Raw genomic sequence first — 6,887 nt, forward strand, 5'->3', positions numbered from 1 at the left:
AGCTTTATGAGTAATTCACATCTTGAGAGGATTTTATATATGAAGCGAACGATTGGATTTATTGGCAGTGGGAAGATGGCAGAAGCAATTATTGGTGGTATGGTGAAGGCAGAGTATGCACAGCCTGAAAATATTTATGCGTCCAACCGAACAATGCCGAAACTATTAGATTTAAAGGTTACCTATGGCATACAGGTTGCAGAGGATAACAAAGATGTTGCTAAAAAATGTGATATAGTGTTTCTTTCTATTACACCAGACAAATATCCAGCCGTTATTGCTGAAATAAAGGATGTAATTAAGGAAGAAGCAATTATTATAATGATTGCGGCAGGACAAACCATTGCTCAAACCGAAGAGCGATTCAATAAAAAGCTAAAGCTAGTAAAAGCAATGCCCAATACACCTGTATTAGTAGGGGAAGGTCTGACAAGCATCAGCTTTAATGAGCTTGTAACTTCTGAGGAACAACAAGAAATCAAGCGATTATTTGAAAGCTTTGGTAAGGCAGAAATAATAGATGAAAGTCTGATGGATACGGCGAGTGCAGTAGGAGGATCCTCACCGGCATTTGTGTATATGTACATGGAAGCCCTAGCTGATGCCGCAGTTTTAAATGGGATGCCAAGATCCCAAGCATATAAGGTAGCAGCACAAGCTGTTCTTGGAGCCGCGAAAATGGTGTTAGAAACAGGAATCCATCCAGGAATTTTAAAAGATGAAGTTTGTTCCCCGGGGGGTACTACCATTCAATCAGTTGCAAGTCTGGAAGATAGTGGATTTCGCTCTTCCGTTATCAAAGCGGTACAGGTTAATTTGGATAAGTTGAAAGGTTAATTTATATAAAGGACTATAACAAAATCGCACAGCTAGCAATTTACTGTGTGATTTTGTTTTATTGGAAATCAACATTAAATTTCTGAATTTTATGGTAGAATAAAAATAGAAGATGGAATGGTATTTTTAAAACTGTAGAGAAAAATTAGGAGATGTATCTCGTATGAAGGAATGGGTTGGTTCGGCTGCGATTTGCATAAACGAAAATAATGAAATCCTTATGGTAAGAGGTATTGATACTGAAAAATGGGCAATTCCTTCAGGTGGAATAGAAGAAGGAGAAACTCCAGAGCAATGCTGTGTTAGAGAAGTGAAGGAAGAAACAGGTTACCCTGTGAAAATTATCGAAGAATTATTTGTTAAAGAAATAACTATTAAAGGGTTTGATGTGAAGACACACTATTTTATGGTGAAGAAAATAGGGGAGAGTGAAGGAATTAAGGACCCCGATAAAACGATTGAAGCGTCAAGGTGGATTTCTTCGTCTGAACTTATGAAAATCTATCATTTATATCCTGAAGACTTGGAATTGCTTTTATCCATCATCAATAAGGGCTCTTTTCCAAACTTAGATAATCGATATTAAAAAAAGGGGTGGAAAGAAATGTCGGTTGTTTTAAATAAAGTATTTGATGTTCTAGAAAATTATAAATCTGCAATTTATGAGAAAGATGTTGAGAGATTCTTAGCTTCATATTCACCTGACATACATATTTATGATTGCTGGGGAAACTGGGAATGTATTGGTATTTCGGAGTGGAGAGAAGCTGTGAATGGATGGTTTAATGGTTTAACTGAGGATGGAGTTATACTAAAAACAGATTTTAATGATGTAGTAGTGGAAGAGAGCCCAACTATTGCATTCATCCATTGTGCGGTTACATTCGCTGCACATCATGAAGAATCTGGAGAAAAACTACGTCAAATGACAAATAGATTCACATTTGGATTAAGTAGAGAAAATGAATCCTGGGCTATTAAACATGAGCACTCTTCATTGCCAATCGATATGGAAACAGGAAAGGGAATTTTTAACTTGAAGTAGGAAGTGAGTCTTAATGTCTTTAAATATGTACGCTTCTATCGGTACTTATTTCCGAAATTTCGATTTGAAATTCAGCTAGTATGTTACGAATGTATTTAAGAGGGTGAGTGAATTCAGAAATGAGAATTTTATTAGAATTACTTCGGATTATTTTTCTTTTTGTCATTCTTGGCGGAATATGCATGTACATTATAGGGAGCATTTATACTGTTAACGAAGGGACAGAAACATATACTTGGCTGGGGCAGGTGGCTGTTCTTATTTTATTCTTTGTTTTATATCGAAATAAGTTGCAATTCTCGGGTTGGTATAAAGGAAAAGGCAGGGTGAAACTTCCAAGACGGGTTTCATTAACGCTAATATGCGGTTCTATAGTGTTAATGATATTGCCGTTGTTATTAGGGGCGTTTATTAGTTAGTAGTAATGTTTTTACAAAAGGAGATAGAATATGGGGCTAACATATGCTAGTTTCAATAAAATACCTAATGAAGAAATGGTAGACCAAATTGTCGCATTACATACAACCGTTTTTGGTGAATCAGATGACTTACCAGGGAGAATGAGTGAAAAACCAAACTTGAGAATTGATGTTGCGATAGATGATGAAAAATTAGTCGGATATAAAATTGGCTATGCTCTGAATCGCGAACAGTTCTACAGTTGGTTAGGTGGAGTAGATCCTGGTTATAGAAATAAAGGAATAGCTTCCGAGTTAATGAAGCAACAGCACGAATTTATCCGTGAAAGTGGGTATTATTCTGTTCAGACAAAAACCAAAAATCAGTGGCGTAGTATGCTGATTTTGAACATTAAGAGTGGTTTCTACATTATTGGAACGTTCACCGATAGTTTAGGAGAGCCCAAAATTATTTTAGAAAAAAAGCTACAGTAAAATAAGAATAACTATGTGAGGTTTGGTAAATGGAGTTCAAAATAAATAAGGTTCATTTTAATGAGGCTGTATCTGAAGTTAGTAGAGCAATATCGTCCAAAACAGTGCTCCCTATCTTATCAGGAATAAAAATTGAGGTCAAAACGGATCGGTTAATACTTGTGGGAAGCAATTCTGAAATTGTAATCGAGGAAACTATCCCCATAGAAATTGATGGGGAAAGTATCATAGAGATTATTGAAACGGGTAGTATTGTAATTTCGGCTCGTTATTTAAGTGAAATTATTAAAAAAATGCCTAATGACATTTACATTAAAGTCACTGATAAGCATTCAGTTATCCTACAATCTGATGAAATAATTACTAAAATAAATGGTCTTGATGCTACAGAATATCCACAGATCGCTGAAATCAAATCAAAAAACAGCATCAGTATAGCAGGAAAAGATTTACTAACTATAATTAAGCAAACTATATTTGCTGCTTCAAAAAGTGAAACCAGCCCAGTACTTACTGGTGTTAATTTTTATTTTCAAAAAGATATGCTTACGTGTGTCGCGACCAATTCTCAGCGATTATCTTTAATAAAGCATAAAATAGAATCTGATTTAATTGGCTCGTATACAGTGCCTAGTGCATCGCTAAGTGAATTATTAAAGGTATTTGCTAATTATCCAAAGGAAATTGAAATCTTTGTATCAGAGTCTACGATTGTTTTTAAATCTGATACAATAACCGTCTCTTCAAAGTTAATAAAAGGAAAATATCCCAATGCGGCAGGGTTAATTCCTCAGCAATCTAGCACAACGATTACCCTGGATACGGTGAAATTACTAAAGGGTATTGATAGAGCTAGTATTTTTGCAGGTGATTCAAGACATAACAACATAAGAATTCAATTAGACAGTAGTTCAAAGATTAAAATTTCCTCCAAATCATCCGAAATGGGGCAAATTGAAGAATCTCAATTCATTAAGCATATATCTGGAGAAGAGACGTTAACAATCTCGCTTGATAGTAACTTTATGTTAGAAGCATTAAAGGGAATAAAAGAAGATGAGGTAACTATTAGCTTTAATGGTTCAATGAGACCAGTGATGATTCAGCCGGTTGGTAACGATTCTCAACTTCAACTCATTTCACCAGTAAGGTCAAATTAGAAAAGCAGATATTATTAATAACGTATTAAGGGTCATCAAGTTGATGGCCTTAAATTTTGTCTGGAAGTTTTATGCTTAGCGCATGTTAGAAATACTAATAAAGAGTAATAGGCTAATTTTTGCAGAAGATTAGTAATAAAGTACTACTCCAGTAAGTAGCATCTTAATTGTTATTCCCCTCAAATACATGTATAATCAATACCTTGTTAATGACAATATGATTCAATCGTACCAGAGGTGACATAGATGGCAAAGCTAGAAGGTGTATTACCTGCTCTTCGCAATATGAAGGATTTTGAAAAAGTATTAGAAAGCGATCACGAAAATATCATCTTTTTAGAAACAAGACTTTCTCAAATTAAAAGTCTTGTTCAGTATGCGAAGCAGCACAATAAGAAAGTGATTATGCATGCCGATTTAATCCAAGGTTTGAAAGTGGATGAGTATGGTTTAGAGTATTTAATTAATAATGTCAAAGTAGACGGAATCATTTCTACAAGAGCTAATGTAATTGCTACGGCAAGGAAACATCAAATAACCGGTATACAGCGATTATTTGCCCTAGATAGCCATGCACTAGATCATAACTTGAAAATCGTAAAAAATGTCAAACCAGATTATATTGAGGTGCTACCTGGAATCATTCCAAGTGTGATGAAAGAAATTCACGAAGAAACTGGTATTCCGTTAATTGCAGGAGGACTTATACGTTCTGCTGAAGATGTCTATAATGCACTAAATGGCTATTCTGTAGCGGTTACAACATCGAATACGGAACTGTGGGATTTACAGTAAGATTCTGAATATAAAAAATGTTTGACAGCGCTTTCAGTTTGTTTTAAAGTAGTAGTAGAAGTTAAGATAAGTGTTGGAGAAATGGAGAACCACACGAACATTATGGAATCCGAAGTAATCGGTTTCATTTGTTTCGTGTGGTTTTTTTATTATTTCACCATTATCTATCTTATATTTTCATCTTTTGTAAAACATATATAGAGGGAGTGGTTTTATATGACAGCATTTGTTGGGGAAATTATAGGTACAATGATTCTTATCATCTTTGGTGGTGGAGTCGTGGCTGGTTCAGTACTGAAGAACACGAAAGCAGAAGGAACTGGTTGGGTTTTAATTACAATCGGATGGGGACTTGCAGTAACGATGGGTGTCTATGCGGTTGGTAATTTTTCCGGAGCACATTTAAACCCTGCTGTAACATTAGGCTTTGCTTCCATTGGTGAATTCCCGTGGGCAGATGTTCCATTATATATTTCAGGTCAAATGATTGGTGCCATTTTAGGAGCGGTCATTGTATACTTAGTTTATTTACCGCACTGGGGTGCGACAAAAGATCCTGGCTTGAAATTAGCCGTATTCTCAACGGATCCAGCTATTCGAAGCTATGCTTCTAACTTAGTTAGTGAGGTAATTGGTACATTCGTTTTAGTGCTTGGTCTTATGTTCATTGGTGCAAACCAATTTACAGAAGGGCTAAATCCATTTATAGTTGGTTTGTTAATTATTGCAATTGGAATGTCTTTAGGAGGAACAACTGGCTATGCCATTAATCCAGCTCGTGATTTGGGACCAAGAATTGCCCATGCAATACTACCAATTCCGGGTAAAGGTAGCTCTGATTGGGGTTATGCTTGGATTCCGGTAGTTGGTCCGGTTCTTGGCGGTATCTACGGCGGATTATTCTATCAATCATTATTTTTAGGAGATTTTACGATCCAGTTTTGGATAGTAAGTGCACTTATAGCAATTATTTTAATTTATGCAGTTCGTTCGGAATTAAATAAGGCCAAACAAGCAGGCAATAATTAATACGGCTAGATCATAGAAAAAGATTTAGGAATATTTTAGGAGGAAACGAGAATGGCAACATATATTTTATCGCTTGATCAGGGGACCACAAGTTCACGTGCAATCTTATTCAATCAAAAAGGAGAAATAGTTCAGACGGCGCAACAAGAGTTCGAACAGTTCTTTCCGAAGCCAGGTTGGGTAGAGCATGATGCGAATGAAATTTGGACGTCTATTTTATCGTGTATCGCAGAAGTTATGCGTAAAGCAGATATTACGCCAGAAGACATTGCGGGTATCGGTATTACAAACCAACGAGAAACCGCCGTTGTTTGGGATAAAAACACAGGTAAACCAATTTACCGAGCTATCGTATGGCAATCTCGTCAAACAGAAGAAATTTGTCGTGGATTAAGAGAACAAGGCTACAATGATTTATTCCGTGAGAAAACTGGATTATTATTAGACCCTTATTTCTCAGGTACAAAAGTTAAATGGATCTTAGATAATGTAGAAGGTGCTAGAGAAAAAGCGGAGAAGGGCGACTTATTATTTGGTACGATTGATACTTGGTTAGTATACAAGTTATCTGGTGGAAAGGCACATGTAACCGATTATTCCAATGCTTCTCGTACGTTAATGTTCAATATCTATGACTTGAAATGGGACGATGAGCTATTAGAAATCTTGACAGTTCCAAAGAGCATGCTTCCAGAAGTACGTCAATCGTCTGAAGTCTATGCGAAAACAGTTGATTACCACTTCTTTGGTGGTGAAGTGCCAATTGCAGGAATTGCTGGTGACCAACAAGCTGCATTATTTGGACAAGCTTGCTTTGAAAAAGGTATGGCCAAAAACACTTATGGCACTGGTTGTTTCATGCTTATGAACACTGGAGATGAAGGTGTTAAATCTGACCACGGACTACTTACTACGCTTGCTTGGGGAGTAGATGGTAAGGTTGAATATGCACTAGAAGGAAGTATTTTCGTTGCTGGATCTGCTATTCAATGGTTACGTGATGGTTTACGTCTGATTGAAAGTGCTCCTGAAAGTGAAGCTTTTGCTACAAAAGTTGATTCAACGGATGGTGTATACCTTGTGCCGGCATTTGTAGGATTAGGTACACCGTACTGGGATAGTGACGCA

Annotated in this window: 8 protein-coding genes; all 8 read left to right on the plus strand. The window is 36.4% G+C overall.

The genetic code is table 11. The features are described 5' to 3' along the window. Nucleotides 1-39 precede the first annotated feature (39 nt). Entirely contained in the window at nt 40-837 is a 798-nt protein-coding gene (proC, locus tag JF53_RS08555) for a pyrroline-5-carboxylate reductase (protein ID WP_047982351.1), read from the plus strand. A 163-nt stretch (nt 838-1,000) separates the two neighbouring features. Beyond that, nucleotides 1,001-1,423: an NUDIX hydrolase gene (locus JF53_RS08560; RefSeq protein ID WP_047982350.1), complete on the plus strand. Its 423-nt coding sequence runs from the start codon at nt 1,001-1,003 to the stop codon at nt 1,421-1,423. Between the two features lie 18 nt (nt 1,424-1,441). Then, complete coding sequence (locus JF53_RS08565; RefSeq protein WP_047982349.1) at nt 1,442-1,882, plus strand: YybH family protein; 441 nt, start codon at nt 1,442-1,444, stop codon at nt 1,880-1,882. A 449-nt stretch (nt 1,883-2,331) separates the two neighbouring features. Beyond that, the gene (locus tag JF53_RS08575; RefSeq protein ID WP_047982348.1) at nt 2,332-2,775 is read left to right on the plus strand and encodes a GNAT family N-acetyltransferase; all 444 of its coding nucleotides are present in this window, start codon (nt 2,332-2,334) and stop codon (nt 2,773-2,775) included. Between the two features lie 29 nt (nt 2,776-2,804). Next, nucleotides 2,805-3,935 (plus strand): DNA polymerase III subunit beta, encoded by a 1,131-nt coding sequence (dnaN, locus tag JF53_RS08580; RefSeq protein ID WP_047982347.1) that lies wholly within the window; start codon nt 2,805-2,807, stop codon nt 3,933-3,935. Between the two features lie 246 nt (nt 3,936-4,181). Continuing rightward, on the plus strand, nt 4,182-4,730 hold the full coding sequence (locus JF53_RS08585; protein WP_047982346.1) for a glycerol-3-phosphate responsive antiterminator: 549 nt from the start codon (nt 4,182-4,184) through the stop codon (nt 4,728-4,730). A 216-nt stretch (nt 4,731-4,946) separates the two neighbouring features. Further along, a complete protein-coding gene (locus JF53_RS08590; RefSeq protein WP_047982345.1) occupies nt 4,947-5,759 on the plus strand; it encodes an MIP/aquaporin family protein in 813 nt (270 codons plus the stop codon). A gap of 51 nt (nt 5,760-5,810) precedes the next feature. Continuing rightward, a partial coding sequence (gene glpK, locus JF53_RS08595) for a glycerol kinase GlpK (RefSeq protein ID WP_053351200.1) occupies nt 5,811-6,887 on the plus strand: 1,077 nt, incomplete at its 3' end.

Origin of the sequence: Ornithinibacillus contaminans, assembly GCF_001038425.2 — a bacterium.
GTDB lineage: Bacteria > Bacillota > Bacilli > Bacillales > Amphibacillaceae > Ornithinibacillus > Ornithinibacillus contaminans.